Below are 21,434 nucleotides of genomic sequence, written 5' to 3'. Positions count from 1 at the left end.
CCGCTCCGCCCGGCTCAGTCGAGGGCGACGGGCCCGAGCTCGTCGATGAGGTCGCCGGGGCCGGGGTTGCCGGGGGCGCTGGCGCCCCCGAGGTGGTGCACGACGCCCCACACGGCGTTGAGGCCGGTCGTGACGGCGCCCTCGGCCCACCCGGCGGTGAAGGAGATGTCGTCCCCGGCCAGGAAGATCCCGCGCTGGTGCTCGGGCAGCCCGTCCTGGACGAAGTGGGTGAACAGGCGCTGCTGGTAGCGGTAGTGCCCGGGCAGGTTGGCCTTGAACGCGCCCATGAAGTTGGGGTCGGCCTCCCAGGAGACGGTGATCGGCTCGCCGAGGATGTGGGAGGCGATGTCGACGTCCGGGTAGATCTGCTTCAGGGAGTGCAGCATCAGCTCCACGCGCCCGTCGGCGTCCAGGGACAGCCACTTCAGGGCGTCGTCGTTCCAGGTGTAGGACAGCAGGATCACGGCGGGCTTGTCCGGCCCGTCGTCGAGCAGGTACGTCGCCCGCGGCAGCCGGTCGGTGAGCGTCATGCTCAGCACCTCGCGCCCGGTGGCGGGGTCCACGTCCTTCCAGAACGGGCGGTCCACCATGACGAAGGTCTTGGAGGACTGCATGTAGTGGGAGCGCTCCATGGCCGTCCACATCGGCGCGGAGAACAGCGCCTCCTCGGTGTGGATGCGGGTGGACAGCAGCCACGACTGGCAGGTGGAGACCACGATCGGGTACTCCGCCGCGCGCCCCCACTTCTCCTCGATGCGGAAGTCGCCCACCCCGCCGTCGGCCCGGGGCGGACGGGTGATCCGGGCGACCGCCCCGCGCGGGGAGCCGGCGTGCAGGGAGGCCAGGGAGGTCCCCGCCGGCCAGTGGACGAGGTCCTCGGGGGCGTGCTGCCACAGCGCCTCGGGCAGGCGCTGGGCGCCCCCGACGATGCGCCGGTGCCCGTCGTCGGCGTCGGTGTAGACCACCCGCAGGATCTCCAGGATTGAGTTCGGGAAGTCGGTGTCCCACCCGCCGGTGCCGAAGCCGACCTGCCCGAAGGCCTCGCGGTGCTCGAAGCCGGCCTCCTGGAAGGCTTTGCTGGCGGCGATGAAGCCGTAGAAGGTCTGCTCGTCGAGGTCCTGGACCAGCCGGTTCCACAGCTGCTTGATCCGCCCGGTGTCCCGGGCGCGGATGGCCTCCTGCATCTCGTTGAAGCAGGCGCCGTCGTCGACGGCGTCGCGCCAGGCGCGGGCCACCTCGTGGAAGAAGGGGGGCAGGTCCTCGGGGGTGCGGGCGTAGTGGGCCTTGCCGCCGAGCTCGATCACGGTGCTGGAGGTGACGTCGGCCAGGGGGTTCGGGAACGCCTCGGTGGCCACGCCCATCGTGTCCGCGTAGTGGTAGAAGGCCCGCCCCGAGACCGGGAAGCGCATCCCGCCCAGATCGGCGGTCACGGACGGGGCGCCGGCGAAGGACGCGGTCTTGAGCCGCCCCCCGATGTCCCCGGCCTCGTAGACCACCGGGTGCAGGCCCAGCTTCATCAGCTCGTAGGCCGTCACCAGCCCGGACAGCCCCGCCCCGATCACGGCGACCTTCGTGCCGTGCGCGGCCTCGGGCACGCTGCCCAGGCCTGCCGGGTGCTGGAGGTAGGTGTCGTAGCTGAACGGGAAGTCGGGGTTCAGCATGGTCACGGGCGCGGTGCCCGGGCCCGAGTGGTCGATGTCGGTCGCGATGGTCACTTCGTGGTCTCCAGGATCTCGGGGGTCACGGACGTCTCGGACGTCCCGGGGGCGGGAAGGGCCTCGGCGGAGGCCCGGGCGTACTCCTCGTCGGTCAGGGCGGCCACGGTCGAGTGCCGGCGCCCGTAGCCGAGGTAGACCGCCGAGCCGACGGCCATCCACAGCACGAACACCACCCAGGTGCTGCTGCCGAGGTTGACCATCAGCAGCACGCACATGAGCACGGCCAGGACCGGGGTCACGGGGTAGAGCGGGACGCGGAAGGTGCGCGGCAGCTCCGGGCGGGTCCTGCGCAGGTGGATCACGGCCACGCTGACCAGGCCGAAGGCGAACAGTGTACCGATGCTGGTGGCGTCGGCGAGCTCGCCCAGCGGCACCAGCCCGGCGGCGGCGGCGATGACGCCGCCGGTGATCAGGGTGTTGGCCACGGGCGTGCCGGTCCGGGGCGAGACGCGGGCGAAGACCGGCGGCACGAGCCCGTCCCGGGACATCGCCATGAGGATGCGGGTCTGCCCGTAGAGGACGACGAGCACGATGCTCACGATCGCCACGACCGCCCCGAGGGCGAAGACCAGCGACACCCAGGGGCTGCCGGTGATCTCCTCCAGGATCCGCACCAGGGCGGCCTCCTGGCCGTCGAACCAGCCCCAGGGGCGGGCGCCGACGGCGGCCAGGGCCACGAGGATGTAGAGGGCGGTGATGATCACCATGGACAGGACGATGGCCCGGGGGAGGTCGCGCTGCGGGTTGCGCGCCTCGTCGCCGGCCGTGGACGCCGCGTCGAAGCCGATGTAGGAGAAGAACAGGCGCGACGCCGCCGCGGTGACGCCGGCGGAGCCCATCGGCAGCAGCGGGGCGAAGTTGCGGGAGTCGAACGCGGTGAAGGCCACGGCCACGAAGAGCAGCAGCACGGCCACCTTCAGGGCGACCAGCACGGTGTTGACCAGGGCGCTCTCGCGGGAGCCGCGGATCAGCAGGACGGTGGCGAGGAGGACGACGGCGACGGCCGGGACGTTGAACAGCCCGCCGTCCCCGGGCGGCTGGATGAACGCCGCCGGCAGCGCGACGCCGAAGGTGTCCGCGATCTCGGTGAGGTACTCGCCGGCGCCCACGGCGATGGCCGCCACGGATACCGCGTACTCCAGCAGCAGGCACCAGCCGCAGATCCAGGCCAGGCCCTCGCCCATCGTCGCGTAGGTGTAGGAGTAGCTGGAGCCGGAGACGGGCACGGCGCCGGCCATCTCCGCGTAGGACAGCGCCGAGAGCATGGCGGCGACGCCGGCCACGACGAAGGAGATCCACACCGCCGGGCCCGCGATGGGCACCGCGTCCCCGAGCACCACGAAGATGCCGGTGCCGAGCGTGGCGCCCACGCTGATCATGGTGAGCTGCAGCAGCCCGAAGCTGCGGAGCAGCCCGGTGTGCTCCGTGCCCGACTCGCGCATCATCTGCCGCAGCGGCTTCCGGCGGGTGAGCTGGCGGCTGAGCGTGAGCTCCGTGCTCCGGCGCTGCTGCGTCGGCGGTGACATGGTCATGGAGGCGTCCCTTTCGATGAGCGGCCTGCGTGTCACCCCCGACCCTACGAGTGTGACGCCGATCTCATCCAGGACGATGTGCCCTAGAATCACCTCTCATGGGACAAAGTGCACCAGACGCTGCGGTCGGCCCGGTCGCCGCCCGGCTGCCGCTCGACCGTCTCGTCGCCCGCATGCCCGGCGAGCTCGAGGTGCTGCACGCCCCCGGGGGCAGCCTGTCCGAGACCGTGCGCTGGGTGGCCACGAGCGAGCTGGAGGACCCCACGCCCTTCCTGCTGGGTGGGGAGCTGCTGCTGACCGCCGGCGTCGTCCTCGCCGGGGGCCCGGCGCGCACGGCCGAGGCCTACGTGCGCCGCCTGGTGGCCGCAGGGGTCACCGCCCTCGGCCTCGGTCTCTCGCCGGTGCACGACGTCGTGCCCCCGGGCTTGCTGGAGGAGTGCCGGCGGCAGGGGCTGCCCCTGCTGCGCGTCGGCGAGCGCACGCCCTTCGTGGCCGTCACCCGCCGGTTCGCCGACCTGCTCGAGGCCGAGAGCGCCCGCGCCGCGCACGACCTGCTGCGGATCAACCGCCGGATGCTGCGGGCCGTGCTCTCCGGCAGCCCGGAGCGGGAGCTGCTCGCCGTGCTCGCCCGGGAGCTGGGCGCCTGGGTGGTGCTCACGGACGCGGACGGGCGGACCACGGCCTCGGCCGGACAACGCGCCGTGCCCGCCGAGCAGCTGAAGCCCCTCCAGGAGCGGATCCTGGCCGGGAGGGGCCCGCGGGTCGAGGTCGCCGGCTTCGAGGCGCCCCGGGCGGGCCACGTCGTGGGCCACCCGCTGCGCAGCGAGCGCGACGTCAACCTGGGCACCCTGGTGCTGGGCTCGGGCAGCGGCTTCACGCCGCCGCAGAGCACGGCCGTCTCCCTCGCGGTCGGGCTCCTGGAGGTCCTCCTCCGCCAGCGCACGGTGGGCAACTTCGGGCCCAGCCGCCTGGCCACCGCCCTGCTGCTGGACCCGGAGGCGCTGCTGCGCAGCTCCCCGGGGGACGGCCGGGCGCTGGCGCGGTCCCTGGCGCAGAGCATGTCCGGCGCCGAGCGGGACCCGGTGCGCGTCGTCCAGGGCGTGCGCCGCGAGGACCACGAGCCCTCCTGGCCCCCGCCCGCCGCGGACGAGCTGCACGAGCTGATCCAGCTGCGGCGCCTGTTCGACACGCGGCTGGTGGAGCTCACCGACTACGGGTTCGTCACCATCACCCGCTCCGCGGTCCCGGACCGGCTGGTGGCGGCGCTGGAGCGCTCCGGCTGGCTGGTCGCGGTCGGGGAGCCGGTCGGCCCGGCCGAGCTGCCGCGCGCCGGCGAGCGGGTGGCGGCGGTGCGGCGGCGGCTGCGGGCCGACGGCGCCAGCGCCCGGGTCGAGGACGTCCCGTGCTCCGTGGCCGGCCTGCTCGGGGCGGAGTCCGGCCGGCTGGTCGCCGAACGCCTCCTCGCCCCGCTCGCCGCCCTGCCCGGGGAGCGGCGCCGGCTGCTGCTGACGGTCCTGCGCTCCTGGCTGGGCGCCCACGGCAGCTGGGACGCCTGCGGCCGGGAGCTCGGGCTGCACCGCAACAGCGTGCGCCGGCACGTCGGCCACGTGGCGGAGCTGCTGCACGTGGACCTCGACGACGCGCGCCAGCGGGCCGAGCTGCTGATCGCCCTGCAGTTCGTGCCCGAGGAGCCCTGAGCGGGCCGGGGCTCAGGCGGGGCGGGGGCCGCTCCACTGCCCGTAGAGGTCCGGGCGGCGGTCCCGCAGATAGGGGACCAGCTCGCGCGCGGCGGCGACGTCCGCGGCGTCCACCCTCGCGTGCAGGAGCTCCGGCTGCCCGCCCGCGCGGGCGAGCAGCGTGCCGTCGGCGGCCGCGACCACGCTGCGCCCGCCCAGTTCCAGCCCGTCCTCGGTGCCGCAGTGGTTGGCGTAGGCGACGACCACCTGGCTCTCGAGCGCCCGGGCGGGGACGAGGACGTCGCAGACCGCGGCGAAGCCCGCGCCGAGCGCGGTGGGCACCAGCACGAGCTGCGCCCCCGCGTCCGAGGCGGCGCGCACGCTCTCGGGGAACTCCACGTCGTAGCAGATCAGCAGGGCGACCTGCAGCCCGCCGTGGGCGACGGTCCGCGGCCCGGCCGACGCCGGCGCGAAGGCCCGCCGCTCCTCCTCGCCGAACAGGTGCACCTTGTCGTAGGCGAGCAGCCGCCGCCCGGCGCCGTCGAGGAGCACGGCCGAGATGTGCCAGTCCCCTCCGTCGCCGATCCGGGGCGCGCTGTAGACCAGGGAGATCCCGTGGCGGCGCGCGATGCCCGCGGCGCGCTCGGCGATGCGGTCCAGGTCCCCGGCGGTGAGCTCCCGCCGCACGCGCTCGGGGCTGTAGCCGCACGTGAACAGCTCCGGGGTGAGCAGCAGCTCGGCGCCCTCCTCCCTGGCCTGCCGGGCCGCCCGGTCGATGGTGGCGAGGTTCGCCTCGATGTCCAGGACGTCCGCCTGGGCCTGGAGGATCGCGATCTGCATGGGGTTCTCTCCTGAGGGGTGTGCGGCCGGGGCCGACGCGGCCGAGCCGGACGGCGCCGTGTGGTCCGGAGCACAAGTGTGGCGCTCTGTTTCCCGTTGTGCAACAAAAGTTGTCGGATCGGCGCCCGAAGGGTCCGGAGTCACCAGCCGTGGCTGCCGGGTCCGCCCTTGAAGGGGCCGGTGACGCGCGAGGTGATCCAGCCGCCGTAGAACCCGCCCTCCTGCGGGAGCACCTCCTCGCCGTCGACCAGGCACCGGTCCACGGCCGCGGGCATCACCGCGACGTGCTCGCGCAGCACCTCGAAGCCCCGCTGCGGGGCGTAATAGGTCCAGGCCGCCCGCGGCGCCGTCCGCCCCCCGCCCCGCAGGTCGAAGTACGCGGCCTCGCCCTTCCACTCGCACCACGTGGCGCCCTCCGCCGGCACGAGGCACCCGTCGGCGAACGCGTCCCGGGGCAGGTAGTACGTGGGCGGGTGGCTGGTCTCGAGCACCCGCAGCGCCGCGGAGGTGGCCGCGATCCGCTCCCCGCCCAGCCACACCTCCACGTGCTCGCGGCTGGGCTCCACGCGAGGCGGCCGGGGGTAGTCCCAGACGGACTCCTGCCCCGGGCCGGGGGTGGCGGGGCGGGGTCGTCGCACGGGGGCCTCCGGCATGTCGACGGGTCCCCGAGCGGGGTGCGGGGACCTCCGCCCCAGCATGCGGCCGGGCGTCCGTGCGCACAACCGTTCCCCCGCCGGGGCCGCGGGGAAGCCCGGACGCAAAATAACTACCCGCATAGTGACTTCATTGAGATCGTCCACTATCGTGGCTCTCGTGCTGTGACGCACGTCATAGTCCGGCACGCACCCGCCGGCACCACCAGAGAGAGAACTCCCGATGGACCTCAAAGCGGCCTTCAAGGACGCGCCCATGACCTCCTTCCAGGTCCGGGCCGTCGTCATCTGCCTGATCCTCATCATGATCGACGGCTTCGACGTCCTCGTGATGTCCTTCGCCGCCCCCACCGTGTCGCGGGAGTGGGGCATCGAGCCCGTGCTGCTCGGCTACCTGCTCAGCGCCGGGCTGTTCGGCATGGCGTTCGGCTCGATCTTCCTCACGCCGGTCGCGGACAAGATCGGCCGCCGGCCGCTGACCCTCATCTGCCTCGTCATCATCTCCGCGGGCATGCTGTGGTCGGTCTTCTCCTGGGACACCACGTCCCTGCTGGCCTCCCGCGTCCTCGCAGGCGTCGGCATCGGCGGCATGATCGCCAACCTCTCCGTGATCGTCGCCGAGTACTCCAACCGCAAGCGCGCCGGGCTGGCCATGGGCGTCTACGCCGCGGGCTACCCCATCGGCGCCACGGTGGGCGGCTTCCTCTCCGGGTTCCTCATCGCGGAGTTCGGCTGGCGGTCCGCCTTCGCCCTGGGCGCCGGCATGACGGTGCTCATGCTCGTCGTCTGCTTCTTCACCCTCCCGGAGTCCTTCGAGTACCTCATCGAGAAGCGCGACGAGAAGTCCCTGCCCCAGCTCAACCGCATCCTGGGCAGGATGGGCCACGCCCCGCTCACGGAGCTGCCGCCCGCCCCCGTGCAGGACGCCGCGTCCGAGACCGTGGTCAAGGAGGTCTTCGGGGCCCGGGTGCTCTCGCAGACCGTCCTCATGTGGTTCGGCTACGCCTTCCTCATCGCCTCGTTCTACTTCGCCAACACCTGGACCCCGAAGCTGCTCGCCGAGGCCTCGGGCGACCCCCAGACGGGCGTGACCGCCGGCGTGCTGGTCAGCCTCGGCGGCATCGTCGGCTCCCTCGGCTTCGGCCTGCTGACCTCCTGGATCAACCCCCGGACCCTCAACGTCCTCGGCCTGCTCGCCTCCGCCGTGATGTACGTGGTCTTCGCGTCCTCCTTCAACCAGGTGGGCCTGGCGCTGGTCGTCGGCATCTTCCTGGGCATGCTGACGAACTCCGGCGTGGTCGGCTACTACACGATCGTCCCGCCCATCTACACCGCCAAGGCCCGCGCCTCCGGCTTCGGCTGGATGATCGGCGTCGGCCGCCTCGTGTCGATCATCGCCCCGATCGTGGTCGGCTACCTCCTGGCCGGCGGGCTGCAGCCGCAGAACATCTTCTACCTGTTCGCGATCCCCCTCGTGCTCTCGGCCGTGTGCTCCTTCCTGCTGGGCCCCGCCCTCCGCAAGCGCGACGGGCGGGACGCCGCGGCCGGACGGCCCTCGGTGGCGGCGGCCCGGTGAGCCCCCGGCCCCCGGCCCGCCCCGTCACGTGGCGGCCCACCCCCGAACAGGTGCGCGCCACCCGCCTGTGGGACTTCCTGGCGTGGCTGCGCCGGGAGCGCGGGGTGGACCTCGCCGACTACCGGCAGCTGTGGCGGTGGTCCGTCACGGAGCTGTCCGCCTTCTGGGAGGCCGTCGCGGCGTACTGCGGCGTGGTGGGCGAGGGGCTGGCGGGGCCGGCGCTCGCGCAGGACCGCATGCCGGGGGCCGTCTGGTTCCCCGGGGCCCGCCTCAACTACGCGGAGAACGTCCTGCGCCACGCGGGCGATCCCGCCCTGGCCGGCACGGCCGCGGTGCTCGCCGTCCACGAGGACGACCGTACCGACGCTCTCACCTGGCGGGAGCTCGAGGCGCAGGTCGCCTCGGTCGCGTCGGCCCTGCGGGCGTGGGGGGTGCGCCCGGGGGACCGGGTGGCCGCCGTCCTGCCCAACGTTCCCGAGGCCCTCGTCGGGCTGCTCGCCGCCGCGTCGGTCGGGGCGGTGTGGAGCATCAGCTCGCCCGACCTCTCGCCGGCCGCGACCCTGGACCGGCTCCGCCAGCTGGCGCCGAAGGTGCTCATCGGCTCCGACGGGTACGTCTTCGCCGGCCGGGCCCTCGACCGCTCCGAGCACCTCGCGCAGGTGGTGGCCGGGCTGCCGGGGCTGGAGCGGGTCGTCGTCGTGCGCGGTCTCCGTCCCGGGGCCGCGCCGGGGGAGGGGCGGATCGCCTTCGACGAGCTGCTGGCCCGGGAGGCGGTGCCCGCCTACGAGCGGGTGCCCTTCGACCACCCGCTGTGGGTGCTGTTCTCCTCCGGGACCACGGGCCGCCCCAAGGGCATCGTCCACGGCCACGGCGGCATGACCCTCGAGGCGCACAAGGGGGTGGGCCTGCAGCAGGACATGGGCCCCGGCGACCGCTACTACGTCGCGGCCAGCACGTCCTGGATGGTCTGGAACACGCTGGCGCACAACCTGCTCGTCGGCGCGTCCGTGGTCACCAGCGCGGGCTCGCCCACGGCGGGGCGCGCGGACCGGCAGTTCGACGTCCTCGCGCTGACGCGCGCCACGATGTTCGGGGTGGGGGCGGCGTACCTGTCCCTCGTCGAGCGCGCCGGCCTGGAGCCGGGCCGGGACCGGGACCTGTCCGCCCTGCGCTCGATCCTGTCCACGGGCTCCCCGCTGCCGGACTCGACGTGGGCGTGGGTCCACCGTGCCGTCAAGGCGGACGTCCACCTCGGCTCCGACTCGGGCGGGACGGACGTGTGCGGCGGGCTGATCGGCTCCAACCCGCTCGAGCCCGTCCACCTGGGGGAGCTCCAGGGACCCGTCCTCGGCGTGGCGGCGGAGGCGTGGAACGACGACGGGGAGCGGGTGGTCGGCGAGCTCGGGGAGCTGGTCGTCACCCGCCCCATGCCCGCCATGCCGGTGTTCTTCTGGGACGACCCGGACGGCGAGAAGCAGCGGGCCGCGTACTTCGCCACGTACGCGGGCGTGTGGCGCCACGGCGACTGGGTCACGGAGACCCCGCACGGCACCTTCGTGGTGCACGGGCGCTCGGACGCGACCCTCAACCGGCAGGGCGTGCGGATCGGCTCCGCCGACATCTACGCCGCCCTCGAGGGCCTGCCGGAGGTGCAGGACGCCCTCGTGGTGGGCGCCGAGCAGCCGGACGGCGGCTACTTCATGCCCCTGTTCGTGGTGCTGGCCGAGGGGACCGAGCTCACGGACGAGCTCGCCGGGCGGATCCGGCGGCGGATCCGGGAGCGCGCCTCCGCCCGCCACGTGCCCGACCGGATCCTGCAGGCCCCGGCCATCCCCGTGACGCACACCCGTAAGCGCGTGGAGGTGCCGATCAAGAAGCTGTTCTCCGGGGTCGCCCCCGACCGGGCCGTGAACCCGATGTCAGTGGCCAACCCGGAGGCGCTGCAGTGGTTCGTGGAGCAGGCCGAGCTCTTCCACCGGGGCTCCCGCCCGCACGCCCCCGCGTAGGAGCAGCCCCGCTCCGGAGGGCGGGGGCGGCCGGGCTGCGCCGGCCCCGGCGGGACCTCCTGGGCCCGCGTGGCCGGCCGCCGCGCCGGTGGGCCGCCGGCACGATCCTGCGCGTGCGCTCCCTCTTGCGCCGGGTGGCGGTCCCCGGAACAATGACTATTTATGAAGCACACTGATAAAAGCGTCCTGTCCCTGGGTGCTCTCGCCCTCTCCGCGCTCCTGCTGACCGGTTGCGCCGACGGCGGCGGCCAGGGCGGTGGCGGGGAGGCCACGAGCGAGGCCACCGCCACGAGCGAGGCCACCACCACGAGCGAGGCCACCACCACGGCGGAGGGGAGCCCCACCGCCGACGAGAGCGCCACCGCGGACGAGAGCGCCACCGCGGACGAGAGCGCCACCGCGGACGAGAGCGCCACCGCGTCCCCGTCGGACACGGCCACCGGCGACGGGACCGGCACCGCGTCCCCCTCGGCCTCCGGAACGACCGGGGCCGGGGCGGAGGCCGGCGCGGTGGCCGGGGCGATCGTGGCCGCCGAGGAGTCCGTGACCGGCGGGCAGGTCTTCGAGATCGACCGCAAGGAGGACGGCGACGGCTGGGAGGTGAAGCTGGCCGTGGAGGACCGGGAGCAGGAGGTGGAGGTCTCCGCCGACGGGCAGGATGTCACCCCCCAGGAGGGCGACGACGCCCTGGACCAGGCGGACCGGGAGAACCTCGCCCAGGTCCAGGTCCCCCTGGAGGTCGCCGTGCGCACCGCCCTGGACGAGGTCGACGGCACCCTGGACGGCGCCCAGCTGGACACCGAGGGCGGGACGACGGTGTGGGAGGTCGACGTCGACGACCCCGAGGGCACCTCGGTGGACGTGTACGTCAACGTCGAGAACGGCTCCGTGCTCAAGGTCGACCGCTGACTCCACCCGCCCCCGGGCCCGCGCCCGGCCCGCGGGCGCTCAGGACCGCCCCGTGAGAACCGCCCCTGTGAAAGGAACCGCCATGTACGACCCCCAGGCCCTGGCCGCCGCCGAGACCCACCTGATCCACGTGCTCGAGACCTCGACCCCTCCGCGCGATGCCAGCGCGTTCAAGATCACCGAGGCCGCCCAGGACTACCACGACACCTCCGGCAGCTGGGACCTCCGCAGCGCCGATCCCGGCGTCGTGGAGGAGCTGCTGGCCCGCCACGCCAAGTAGCCCGCTCCGCACGTCCCGTCGCCCCCTGGCCACCGCACCCGCGGCGGGCGGGGGGCGACCCCGTGCCCGCCCGGGCGCCGGCCCGCCGGGGCCGGGCCGTGCCCGGGATCACGCGGAGCTCTTCTAAAATGAATGCCACTCATTTAGAGTGGCGGCAACCACGTGCACGCCCCGCAGAGAGGACACACCATGAGCGACGTGCTGCAGAACTACGTCGACGGCGCCTTCGTCGACGCCCACGGCACCGGACGGATCGACGTCGTCGACCCCACCACGGGCCGGACCGCCGCGGTGTCACCCGTCTCCGACGCCACGGACGTCGACCAGGCCTTCGCCGCCGCCAAGCGCGCGTTCCGGACCTGGCGGCGCACCACGCCGAGCGAACGGCAGATGATGCTGCTCAAGCTCGCGGACGCGCTCGAGGCCCACAGTGCCGAGCTCGTCGACGCCCAGCACCGCAACACCGGCCAGCCCCGCCAGATGATCGCGGACGAGGAGGTCGGCGCGGGCGCCGACAACCTCCGCTTCTTCGCCGGCGCCGCCCGCACCCTCGAGGGCAAGGCCGCGGGGGAGTACCTCGGCGAGCACACCTCGTACGTGCGGCGCGAGCCGGTCGGCGTCGTCGCCCAGGTCACGCCCTGGAACTACCCGCTGCTCATGGCGATCTGGAAGCTCGGTCCCGCGCTCGCGGCCGGCAACACCGTCGTGCTCAAGCCCTCGGACACCACCCCCGAGTCCACCCTCGTCCTGGCCCGGCTGATCGACGGGATCTTCCCCGCCGGCGTGGTCAACGTCCTGCTCGGGGACGCCTCGACGGGCGCGCTCATGACCGGGCACCGGGTCCCGGCGATGGTCTCCATCACCGGCTCCGTGCGCGCCGGGCGCGCGGTCGCCCTCGCCGCCGCGCAGAACCTCACGCGCGGCCACCTCGAGCTGGGCGGGAAGGCGCCCGCCCTCGTCTTCGCGGACGCGGACCTGCCGGCGGCCGCGAAGGCCCTCGTGGAGTTCGGCACGTTCAACGCCGGCCAGGACTGCACCGCCGTGACCCGCGTGCTCGTCCAGGACAGCGTCCACGACGAGTTCGTGCAGCTGCTCGCCGCGGCGGCCCGCGACATCGTCACGGGGGACCCGGACGACTCCAGGAACTTCTACGGCCCGCTCAACAACGTCCACCACTTCGAGACCGTCTGCCGCAAGCTCGCCGAGCTGCCCGAGCACGCCACGGTGGTGGCGGGAGGCAAGCCGGTCGAGGGCTCCCCCGGCTACTTCTTCGAGCCCACGGTGGTCACCGGGGTGCACCAGGACGACGAGCTCGTCCAGGACGAGACCTTCGGCCCCGTGCTCACCGTGCAGCCGTTCGCCACGGAGGCGGAGGCCCTCGAGCTGGCCAACGACGTCGACTACGCCCTCGCCTCGAGCGTGTGGACCACCGACCACGGCACCGCCATGCGCGTCTCGCGCGAGCTCGAGTTCGGCTGCGTGTGGGTCAACACCCACGTCATGCTCGTCTCCGAGATGCCGCACGGCGGGTTCAAGAACTCCGGCTACGGCAAGGACCTCTCGCTCTACTCCGTCGAGGAGTACACGCAGGTCAAGCACGTCATGCACGCGCTGGACGTCTGAGCGGTCCGCGGGCTGCCGGGCGCGGCCGGGCGGGCTCAGTCCCGCCCGGCCGCGAGGCGCGCCCGGAAGCCGTCCAGCATCGCGCGCAGGGCGACGTCGAACGCCTGGTCGGCGGCCTCCCGCGCGTCGGCCGGACGCGCGCGCACGGCGTCCGCGAACACCGGGGCCAGGTCGGCCCGGTCCCCCGGGTCGAAGATGTCCGCGGGCGCCGTGGCGTCGTAGGCCGCGCCGAAGACCAGCGACTCGACCGACACGATCGCGTCCACGATCCACGAGCGGTCCCAGCCGGCGTCGGCGAGGCCCCGGGCCACCGTCTCGTACATCTGGAGGGTGTGGGGCGAGTTCGCGACCGGCAGCACGGCCATGATCGGGATCAGGGGCGTGTGCTGGGCGTAGCAGTCGCGGTAGGACCGCGCCCACTGCTCGAGGGCCTCGTCCCAGGGCAGCTCGCCGAAGCCGGAGCGGTCGATGCCGCCGTTGATCCGGTCCTGGACCCGGATGAGCACGTCCCGCTTGGAGGGCGTGTGGTTGTACAGCGCCGACGCCGAGACCTTCAGCTCGCGGGCGAGCTCGGTCATCGTCAGGTGCTGGTAGCCGCGGGTGCTGACGATCCTGATCGCCGCGTCCGTGATCCCCTCCACCGACAGCACCGGCTGGGTCGGGCGGCCGCGCCGGCGAGGAGCGGTTCTGGCGGATGCCATGGTCGGGTCCTCCTGGGAGCGGGGCTGCGGGGCGGGCGCGGGTTCCTCGAGTCTAGGGCCGCGGCGACCTCCGGTCCTCCTTGACCGCCGCCGGGGCCGCTCCTAGCGTGGGGGCGATGAGGCCCGCCGACATCCACTTCTACTTCGACCCCGTCTGCCCGTTCGCCTGGATGACCAGCCAGTGGGTCCGCACGGTCGGCGACCAGCGGGACCACCGGGTGGACTGGCGCTTCATCTCCCTGCGCCTGCTCAACGCGGACGTCGACTACGACGCGTGGTTCCCGCCCGAGTACGAGGCCGGCCACACCGCGGGCCTGCGCCTGCTGCGGGTGGCCGCCCGCACCCGCGAGGAGCACGGGCGCGAGGCCGTCGGCGCCCTGTACTCCGCCCTCGGGGCCCGCATCTTCGACTCCGACCCCCTGCCGGCGGAGGAGGACCCCCGCAAGGACCGCCGGGGCACGCGGCCGTTCCTGGAGCCCGTGCTCGCCGCCGCGGGGCTCCCGGCCGGCCTCGCCGAGGCCCTCGAGGACGACTCCTTGGACGCCGTGGTGCGCGCGGAGACCGAGGAGGCGCTGGCGCTCACGGGCAAGGACGTCGGCACGCCCGTCATCCACTTCGAGCCCCCGGAGGGCGTCGCCTTCTTCGGCCCGGTGATCAGCCGCCTGCCGCGGGAGGAGGAGGCCGTCGAGCTGTGGGACCACGTGGTGGCGCTCGCCCGGTTCCCGGGGTTCGCGGAGCTCAAGCGCAGCCTGCGGGAACGGCCCCGGCTGCGCGGCCTCGGGGTGGAGCCCGAGGGGGCCGGCGTGCAGGAGGACTGGCACGCCGGGAGCCGGCGCACCAAGAAGTAGGCCGTCCCCCGATCCCCGCCCCCGTCCCCGGTCCGGGGCGCCCCCGTGCGGCGTCCGGGGCCGGGGGCGCCGTGTGAACACTTCGTTTCGCCCCTTGACGGGCAGCGCCCCCGTGCCTCTTAATGAATCTAATTCATTTTGAGTGTGAAGGAGAACACAGTGACCGACCAGAGAACCCTGGGCAGCGAGACGGCGATCGAGCGCGACGTCGTGGTGGTGGGCGCCGGGCCCGCGGGGCTGACGGCCGCCCGCACCCTCGTGGCAGCCGGGAAGTCCGTGGCCGTGCTGGAGGCCCGCGACCGCGTGGGCGGGCGCACCTGGTCGAAGACGGTCGACGGGGCGTTCCTCGAGATCGGCGGGCAGTGGATCTCCCCGGACCAGACGGAGCTGCTGGGCCTGGTCGAGGAGCTGGGGCTGGAGACCTTCGCCCGCTACCGCGAGGGCGCCTCCGTCTACATCGGCTCGGACGGGGTGCGCCGGACCTACTCCGGCTCTCTCTTCCCGGCGTCCGAGCGGACCGTGGCCGAGATGGAGAAGCTCATCGGCATCCTCGACGACCTCGTCGAGCAGATCGGCGTCGCCCAGCCGTGGGCGCACCCGCTGGCCCGGGAGCTGGACACCGTCTCCTTCCATCACTGGCTGCGGGCCCAGTCCGACGACGAGGAGGCGTGCACCAACATCGGCATGTTCATCGCCGGGGCGATGCTCACCAAGCCCTCCCACGCGTTCTCCGCCCTGCAGGCCGTGCTCATGGCCGCCTCCGCCGGGTCCTTCTCGAACCTCGTGGACGAGGACTTCATCCTCGACCGCCGCGTGGTCGGGGGCATGCAGTCGGTCTCCGAGACCATGGCCGCCCAGCTGGGCGAGGACGTGGTGTTCCTGGGCACCCCGGTGCGCACGATCCGCTGGGGCGGGCCCGAGGACACCTACGCCGAGCACGTGCCTGGCACCCCGGTCACCGTGTGGTCCGACCGGCTCACCGTGAAGGCGCGCGACGTGGTGGTGGCGGTCCCGCCGAACCTCTACTCCCGCATCTCCTTCGAGCCGCCCCTGCCCCGGCTGCAGCACCAGATGCACCAGCACCAGTCCCTGGGCCTGGTGATCAAGGTGCACGCCGTCTACGAGAGGCCGTTCTGGCGGGAGGCGGGCCTGTCCGGCACCGGGTTCGGGGCCGGGGAGCTCGTCCAGGAGGTCTACGACAACACCAACCACGCCGACCCCCGCGGCACCCTGGTGGGCTTCGTCTCCGACGAGAAGGCCGACGAGGTGTTCGCGCTGGACGCCGAGCAGCGCCGGCGGGCCATCCTGGAGTCCATCGCCCGCTACCTCGGGGACGAGGCGCTGGAACCGGTCGTCTACTACGAGTCCGACTTCGGCTCCGAGGAGTGGACCCGCGGCGCCTACGCCGCCAGCTACGACCTCGGCGGGCTGCACCGCTACGGAGCCCACCAGCGCACCCCCGTGGGCCCGATCCGCTGGGCCTGCTCCGACCTCGCCGCCGAGGGCTACCAGCACGTCGACGGCGCCCTGCGCCAGGGCCGTCTCGCCGCGTCCGAGGTCCTCGGCACCACCACCCCGACCGCCGGCACCGCCGTGCTCGAGGGCGCGTCGCGATGACGGCGGCCCCGGGCGGGGCCCCCGCCCGCATCCTCAGCCAGCTCCCCGTGCCGGTGGCCGTCGCGCCCCGGCCGGTCCAGGACAAGGAGGCCGCGTCATGAGCGCAGGCACCAACGAAGCAGCCCGCACGGACCGGCAGGTCGCGGGGCACGACAAGGGGCTCAGCAAGGGCTCCGTGGGCCTGCTCGGCTCCGTGGTCATCGGCGTGTCCACCATCGCCCCGGCCTACACCCTCTCCGGGGCCCTCGGCCCGACCGCCGCCGAGGTGGGCACCCACCTCCCGGCGATCCTGCTGGTCGGCTTCCTCCCCATGCTCCTCGTGGCCGTGGGCTACCGGCAGCTCAACCGGGCCATGCCGGACTCCGGGACGACGTTCACCTGGGTCTCCAAGGCCTTCGGCCCGTGGGTGGGCTGGATGGGCAGCTGGGGGCTGCTGGCCGCGACGATCCTGGTGCTGTCCAACCTGGCGGGCATCGCGGTGGACTTCTTCTACCTGGCGCTCGCCCAGCTCACGGGCAACGACGCGATCGCCGAGCTCACCCGCAACGTGCCCGTCAACGTCGCCACCTGCCTGGCGTTCGTGGCCGTCGCGGCGTGGGTCTCCTACCGCGGCATGGAGGCCACCAAGGTGGTCCAGTACGTGCTCGTGGCCTTCCAGCTGCTCGTGCTGCTGTGGTTCTCCGTCGCGGCGTTCGGCCACGTGGCCGGCGGCACGGCCTTCGACGGACTGACCCTGCGCCCGGAGTGGTTCAACCCGCTCGGCATCGACTCCTTCTCCGCGTTCGCCGCCGGGGTCTCCCTGTCCGTGTTCATCTACTGGGGCTGGGACGTGGTGCTCACCCTCAACGAGGAGAGCCGGGGGGCGGCGACCACGCCCGGGAAGTCGGCCATCGCGACGATCCTCGTGATCGTCGCCCTGTACATGGCCGTGGCGCTCGCCGTGCTGTCGTACTCGGGGATCTCGGCCGAGGGCCTGGGCCTGGGCAACGAGGAGATCCAGGAGAACATCTTCGCGTCGCTCGCCGGACCGGTCATGGGCCCGTTCGCCATCCTCATGTCCCTCGCCGTGCTGTCCTCCTCGGCGGCCTCGCTGCAGTCGACCATGATCTCCCCGGCCCGCACAATGCTGGCCATGGGCCACTACGGGGCCCTGCCGGCGAAGTACGCCCGGATCGCCTCCCGCTTCCGGTCCCCGGGCTACGCCACCGTGGCCTCGGCCGTGATCGCCTCCGTGTTCTACGCGGTGATGCGCGTGGTCTCCGAGAACGTCCTGTGGGACACCATCACCACGCTGGGCATGATGGTGTGCTTCTACTACGGCGTCACCGCCCTGGCCTGCGTGTGGTACTTCCGCGGCGACGCGCTGCGCAGCGCCAAGGACTTCCTGGCGAAGTTCCTGGCGCCGCTGCTGGGCGGGATCCTGCTGCTGGTCTTCTTCGTGCAGACGTCCTACGACTCGATGGACCCGGAGTACGGCTCCGGCTCGGAGATCGGCGGGGTGGGCCTCGTGTTCGTGCTGGGGGTGGGCATCCTGCTGCTGGGCCTCGTGGTGATGCTCCTGCAGTACCGCCGCGACCCGTCCTTCTTCCGGGAGCGCTTCGAGACCACGGAGCTGCCGGTGCTCGACTGAGCCCGGCCGGCGATCGGGGGCCGCGCGGCGGTCCGGGGGCGCCCCGGTCCGCCGCGCGGTGCCGTGGGCGGATCCTCGGTAGATTCGTCAGCAGCCGCGCTACCCGAGGAGCCCCACCATGCCGCGTCCCCGCTCACCGCTGCTGTCGGTCGAGGCCATCGTCACCGCCGCCCTCGCCCTGGTGGACGAGACGGGGGACTTCAGCTTCCCCCGGATCGCCCGGCGTCTCGGGGTCAGCCAGTCCGCGCTGTACAACCACATCGACAACCGGGAGCACATCGTCGAGCTGATGCGCGGCCGGGTGTTCGCGGACCCGGCGCCGGTCGACGTCGAGAACCTGCCGTGGGAGGACGCGCTGCGGGCGCTCGTGCGGGCCTACCGGGACTGCATGGTCGCCCATCCGCGCCTGGTGCCCCTGCTGATCACCCAGACCGTCCAGGACCCGGGGGTGATCGCGGTGTACGAGGACATGGCCGTCGTCCTCGAGCGCGCCGGGCTGGCGCGCGAGGCGATCGTCCCGGCCGTCTCGGCGATCGACTACCTGGCCCTGGGCTCGGCCCTCGACCTGACGGCGCCCGAGGTGGTCTGGGCCCCGCCGGAGGGCGGCTTCCCCGTCCTGAGCCGGGTCATCGAGCGCCTCGGCACCGTGGAGGAGCGCGCCGAGGCGGCCTTCGCCTTCGGGCTCGAGGTGCTGATCGCCGGACTGCGGGCGCAGGTGCTGCACGAACTTCACTGAAAGCCTTTCATCAAACCCTTGCCGTGCCGCCGGGCCGCCCACATACTAATGAAAGCCTTTCATTTAATGTGACGGCACTCACTTCCGACTCCACCGACGGGGGAAGACCATGCCCGAGAACCGCCCTGTGCCGGACGACTCCGGCCGTGTCCCGCTGACGGCCGCCCGCGCCGTGTCCGTCTTCGGGATCAGCGTGGTCGGCTTCATGACCGCCAACCTGGTCCCGGTGATGATCGTGGCACTCACCGGTGACCTCGGCTTCTCCGTCACGGGGGCCGGGACGCTGATGACGGTGGCGCTGCTGGCCTGCGCCGCGTCCTGCCTGGCCACCTCCCGCTGGGCGGCCCGGTCCGGGCGCCACGCCGTGGCCCGCGCCGGCCTGGCCCTGACCGCCCTGGGCTTCGGCGCCGCCGCCTTCGTTCCCTCCGTGCCGGTGGCCGTGGCCGGCGTCGTGGTCGGGGGCCTGGGCGCGGGCGGGGCGGTCTCCGCCGGGGGAGCGGCCCTGGGCGCGCTGCGCAACCCCGACCGCGCCTCGGGCATCAGCGGATTCGCCAACCGCGCGATCGTCTCGGTGGTCCTGTTCGTGATCCCCGTGCTGGGCGCGGGCACGGGCAGCGCCTTCGGCCTGCTCGCGGGCCTGGCCCTGGCCGCGCTGCTCACCGCGGGGTGGCTGCCCGACCGCCCCGCACCGGAGGCGGCCGCCACCACCGCGACCACCGCCGGAGCCTCCGCCGCCGCGCCGGCCACCACGTCCCGGGCGACGACGGTCACCGGCATCGGGCTGCTGGTCTGCTTCGCCCTGTGGGCGCTGAGCGAGGACTCGCTGTGGGCGGTCGCGGCCACGATGGGGGCCGAGCAGGCCGGACTCGACGAGACCGGGATGGGCCTGGTGCTGAGCCTGTCCACCCTCGGCGGGCTGATCGCCTCGGCCCTCGTGGGGCTCGCCGGGCCGCGCCTGGGCCGCACGGTGCCGCTGGCGGTCGCCCTGGTGGCCGGGGGCGTGCTGAAGCTGCTGGCCGGGACGGTGACCGATCCCGGGTGGTACATGGTGGTCGTCATCGCCTGGAACACGATCTACATGCTGGCCTTCATCTACATCGTCGCTGTCGCCGCCGCCCTGGACGCCTCGGGGAAGTGGTCGGCCCCGGTGCTGGGGGTCTACCTCATCGGGTCCTCCTTCGCCCCCGTCCTCGGCACCGCCCTCTCGGCCGCCGCCGGCTACCCCGTGCTGGGCGTCGTCCTCGCCGGGATGACGTTCGTCCTGCTGGTCCCCCTCGTCCTGATCTCCCGCCGCTCCGTGCGGGTCGAGGCCGCCGCCCGGCCGGTGCCGGAGCCCGGGTTCCCGCAGGCGGCGATCGTCTGATGTCCCCCACTCCACCGTCCTCCTCCCCGCGAACGGAGAGCAGTCCCGTGCCCACACGCACCCTGTACACCCACGCCACCGTGTTCACCGCCGACGGCGCCGACGCCGCGGCCTTCGTCGTCGAGGGCCAGCGCTTCCTGTACGTCGGCGACGAGGCCGGAGCGCGGCGCGCCGCAGGACCCGGCGCCGCCGAGGTGGACCTCGCCGGGGGGTTCGTCCTGCCGGGGATCATCGACGCCCACACCCACCTGCTGATGACCGGTCAGGCCCTGCAGAAGGTGGCGCTGCGCGACGCCGCGGACCTTCCCGAGCTCCAGCGGCGGCTGCGCCGGGCGGCCGGGCAGAACCCGCACGCGCCCCGGATCCTGGGGGCCGGGTGGCTCTACAGCGCCCTCGGCGGCGCGGCGCCGACCCGGCAGCTGCTCGACGAGGCCGTCCCCGACCGCCCCGTCTACCTCGACGCCAACGACCTGCACTCGGTGTGGGTCAACAGCGCAGCCCTGGCGGAGCTGGGCATCGGGGACGCGACACCGGACCCGATCGGCGGCCGGATCAGCCGCGACCCCGTGACCGGGGCCGCCGACGGGATGCTTTATGAGACCGCCGCCCAGCAGATCGTCTGGCCCGCCCTCGCCCGGGCGACCACCGACGCCGACCGCGACGCCCAGCTGGAGTCGGCGTTCGAGCACTACCTGGCCGTCGGCGTCACCGGCGCCGTGGACATGGCCGTCCAGGACGACGACCTCGCCGCCTTCCGCCGTGCCGCCCAGCGCCACGGCGGCTCCCTGCCCCTGCGCGTGAAGGGCCACTGGCTCGTCCACCGCCGCGGCAGCGACGCGGAGAACCTCGCCCAGGTCGCCCGGGCGGCGCAGCTGGCCCAGGAGCTCTCCGGGGAGTGGCTGCGCATCTGCGGGATCAAGCTCGTCGTCGACGGCGTCATCGACAGCTGCACCGCGGCCATGAAGGAGCCCTACGCCGACGGCAGCACGTGCGAGCCCATCTGGGACCGGGAGTCGCTGACGCCGGTGGTGGTCGCCGCCGACGCCGCCGGGCTGCAGGTCGCCCTGCACGCCATCGGCGACGAGGCCTCCGAGATCGCCCTGGACGCCCTCGAGCAGGCCCACAGGATCAACGGCCCCCGGGACCGCCGCCACCGGATCGAGCACCTGGAGACGGTCACCGAGGCCAGCGTGCGCCGCCTGGCCGCCCTCGGCGTGGTGGCCTCCGTGCAGCCGGTCCACGCCGACCCGGCCATCCAGGACAACTGGCGGGCCGTGCTGGGCGGGCCCCGCACCGAGCGGGCCTACCCGTGGACCGAGTTCCTCGCCGCCGGCGCCACCCTGGCGATCAGCACGGACGCGCCCACCGCCCCCCACCAGCCGCTGCCCAACCTGTACGTGGCCACCACCCGCAGGTCGGCGCTGGACCCCTCGCTGCCCGCCAACGTGCCCGGCTACGCCCTGGACCTGGCCGACGCCCTGTGCCACGCCACCCGCGACGCCGCCTTCTCCTGCCGCGCCGAGCACCAGGAGGGCCGCATCCTCGCCGGACACCTCGCCGACTTCACCGTCCTCGAGGCCGACCCCTTCGCCGCCGAGGCGGCCCGGCTGCTGACCAACCGGGCGCGCCTGACCGCCGTCGGCGGCCGCATCGCCTTCGCCGCGGCCGCCGCGGTGGCCTGAGCGCCGCGCCCCCGACCCCGACCACCGACCGACCCCAGGAGACC

General features: G+C 73.6%; 17 protein-coding genes. 12 read left to right on the top strand and 5 right to left on the bottom strand.

Features of this window, described 5'->3' with window-relative positions; all coding sequences use genetic code 11:
• Window positions 1–14: 14 nt before the first annotated feature.
• Complete coding sequence (locus ACYSMR_RS08335) at window positions 15–1,715, bottom strand: flavin monoamine oxidase family protein (RefSeq protein ID WP_461747917.1); 1,701 nt, start codon at window positions 1,713–1,715, stop codon at window positions 15–17.
• Window positions 1,712–3,250: an amino acid permease gene (locus tag ACYSMR_RS08330; protein WP_251332823.1), complete on the bottom strand. Its 1,539-nt coding sequence runs from the start codon at window positions 3,248–3,250 to the stop codon at window positions 1,712–1,714. The genes ACYSMR_RS08335 and ACYSMR_RS08330 overlap by 4 nt, the downstream gene beginning before the upstream one ends.
• Before the next feature lie 98 nt (window positions 3,251–3,348).
• On the opposite strand from ACYSMR_RS08330, the gene ACYSMR_RS08325 reads away from it, so the two are divergent.
• Window positions 3,349–4,947: a PucR family transcriptional regulator ligand-binding domain-containing protein gene (locus tag ACYSMR_RS08325; protein ID WP_461747916.1), complete on the top strand. Its 1,599-nt coding sequence runs from the start codon at window positions 3,349–3,351 to the stop codon at window positions 4,945–4,947.
• Window positions 4,948–4,959: 12 nt separating this feature from the next.
• Here the strand turns inward: ACYSMR_RS08325 and ACYSMR_RS08320 are convergent, their stop codons facing one another.
• Window positions 4,960–5,766: a nitrilase-related carbon-nitrogen hydrolase gene (locus ACYSMR_RS08320; protein ID WP_251332821.1), complete on the bottom strand. Its 807-nt coding sequence runs from the start codon at window positions 5,764–5,766 to the stop codon at window positions 4,960–4,962.
• A 140-nt stretch (window positions 5,767–5,906) separates the two neighbouring features.
• Window positions 5,907–6,404: a DUF427 domain-containing protein gene (locus ACYSMR_RS08315; RefSeq protein WP_461747915.1), complete on the bottom strand. Its 498-nt coding sequence runs from the start codon at window positions 6,402–6,404 to the stop codon at window positions 5,907–5,909.
• Window positions 6,405–6,642: 238 nt separating this feature from the next.
• Here ACYSMR_RS08315 and ACYSMR_RS08310 point away from each other — a divergent pair, with 238 nt between their 5' ends.
• The 5 genes from ACYSMR_RS08310 to ACYSMR_RS08290 all read left to right on the top strand — a co-directional run bounded on the left by ACYSMR_RS08310 (window position 6,643) and on the right by ACYSMR_RS08290 (window position 12,813).
• A complete protein-coding gene (locus tag ACYSMR_RS08310; protein WP_461747914.1) occupies window positions 6,643–7,995 on the top strand; it encodes an MFS transporter in 1,353 nt (450 codons plus the stop codon).
• On the top strand, window positions 7,992–10,001 hold the full coding sequence (locus ACYSMR_RS08305) for an acetoacetate--CoA ligase (RefSeq protein ID WP_461747913.1): 2,010 nt from the start codon (window positions 7,992–7,994) through the stop codon (window positions 9,999–10,001). Before ACYSMR_RS08310 ends, ACYSMR_RS08305 begins: the two co-directional genes overlap by 4 nt.
• A 162-nt stretch (window positions 10,002–10,163) precedes the next feature.
• Entirely contained in the window at window positions 10,164–10,910 is a 747-nt protein-coding gene (locus ACYSMR_RS08300; RefSeq protein ID WP_461747912.1) for a PepSY domain-containing protein, read from the top strand.
• 82 nt (window positions 10,911–10,992) lie between these two features.
• Window positions 10,993–11,190, top strand: coding sequence for a hypothetical protein (locus ACYSMR_RS08295; protein ID WP_309125045.1), 198 nt, complete (start codon window positions 10,993–10,995; stop codon window positions 11,188–11,190).
• Between the two features lie 189 nt (window positions 11,191–11,379).
• A complete protein-coding gene (locus ACYSMR_RS08290) occupies window positions 11,380–12,813 on the top strand; it encodes a gamma-aminobutyraldehyde dehydrogenase (protein ID WP_251332816.1) in 1,434 nt (477 codons plus the stop codon).
• A gap of 35 nt (window positions 12,814–12,848) precedes the next feature.
• On the opposite strand, the gene ACYSMR_RS08285 is transcribed toward ACYSMR_RS08290, so the two are convergent.
• Window positions 12,849–13,514 carry a TetR/AcrR family transcriptional regulator gene (locus tag ACYSMR_RS08285; RefSeq protein WP_251332815.1) on the bottom strand — a complete coding sequence of 222 codons (666 nt, stop codon included), beginning with the start codon at window positions 13,512–13,514 and terminating at the stop codon, window positions 12,849–12,851.
• A 116-nt stretch (window positions 13,515–13,630) separates the two neighbouring features.
• Here ACYSMR_RS08285 and ACYSMR_RS08280 point away from each other — a divergent pair, with 116 nt between their 5' ends.
• The 6 genes from ACYSMR_RS08280 (at window position 13,631) to ACYSMR_RS08255 (ending at window position 21,390) form a co-directional block, all read left to right on the top strand.
• Window positions 13,631–14,362 (top strand): mycothiol-dependent nitroreductase Rv2466c family protein, encoded by a 732-nt coding sequence (locus ACYSMR_RS08280; RefSeq protein WP_461747911.1) that lies wholly within the window; start codon window positions 13,631–13,633, stop codon window positions 14,360–14,362.
• A 159-nt stretch (window positions 14,363–14,521) separates the two neighbouring features.
• Window positions 14,522–15,979: a flavin monoamine oxidase family protein gene (locus tag ACYSMR_RS08275; protein ID WP_461747910.1), complete on the top strand. Its 1,458-nt coding sequence runs from the start codon at window positions 14,522–14,524 to the stop codon at window positions 15,977–15,979.
• Window positions 15,980–16,076: 97 nt separating this feature from the next.
• A complete protein-coding gene (locus ACYSMR_RS08270) occupies window positions 16,077–17,609 on the top strand; it encodes an APC family permease (RefSeq protein ID WP_461747909.1) in 1,533 nt (510 codons plus the stop codon).
• 118 nt (window positions 17,610–17,727) lie between these two features.
• Complete coding sequence (locus ACYSMR_RS08265; RefSeq protein ID WP_461747908.1) at window positions 17,728–18,345, top strand: TetR/AcrR family transcriptional regulator C-terminal domain-containing protein; 618 nt, start codon at window positions 17,728–17,730, stop codon at window positions 18,343–18,345.
• A gap of 109 nt (window positions 18,346–18,454) precedes the next feature.
• Entirely contained in the window at window positions 18,455–19,708 is a 1,254-nt protein-coding gene (locus tag ACYSMR_RS08260) for an MFS transporter (protein WP_461747907.1), read from the top strand.
• Window positions 19,709–19,755: 47 nt separating this feature from the next.
• Window positions 19,756–21,390, top strand: coding sequence for an amidohydrolase (locus ACYSMR_RS08255; protein ID WP_461747906.1), 1,635 nt, complete (start codon window positions 19,756–19,758; stop codon window positions 21,388–21,390).
• Window positions 21,391–21,434 lie beyond the last annotated feature (44 nt).

Source organism: Kocuria sp. U4B, assembly GCF_054875615.1.
The sequence above is the reverse complement of the archived record's forward strand: the minus strand, read 5'-3'. Positions and strand labels throughout refer to the sequence as shown.